The 409-nt window shown below is 39.1% G+C and carries 1 protein-coding gene; it reads left to right on the top strand.

What is annotated here, in order from left to right; all coding sequences use genetic code 11:
* A partial coding sequence (locus tag GBZ86_RS19090; protein ID WP_479690759.1) for a carbohydrate-binding protein occupies nucleotides 1-409 on the top strand: 409 nt, incomplete at both ends.

The following is a 409-nucleotide window of genomic DNA, read 5'->3' as shown; positions in this document are numbered from 1 at the left end:
GGAGGACCAAGTGATGGTGCAACTACCTTAACTGTAAATGTAGCAGCTGCAGGAAAGTATAATTTAGCAGTGAAGTATATAGGAGCAGATGCTAATAGAAACTTAAAGATAGATATAAATGGAACAAGCACAGGAGAAGTTTACACTCCAACACCAACTAATGGATGGTCCATAGGAGATGCTAAGACCTTTACTGTGGCAATAAATTTAAATAGCGGAACAAACACTATTAAGTTCCATGGAGATGGAATAAACTATGGTCCAAGTCTTGGAGAAGTAACATTAACCTTAGTATCCGGCACAGTAACACCACCAACAGAACCAGTGAATCCACCAACAGTGCCAACAGGAAGTAATCCAGTTTATAAGTATAATGCAGCAGAGGGAATGCTTTCTAATGGAGCTTTAA

Source organism: Clostridium tarantellae (assembly GCF_009295725.1).
GTDB lineage: Bacteria > Bacillota > Clostridia > Clostridiales > Clostridiaceae > Sarcina > Sarcina tarantellae.
This window is presented reverse-complemented; position numbering and strand designations above follow the sequence as displayed.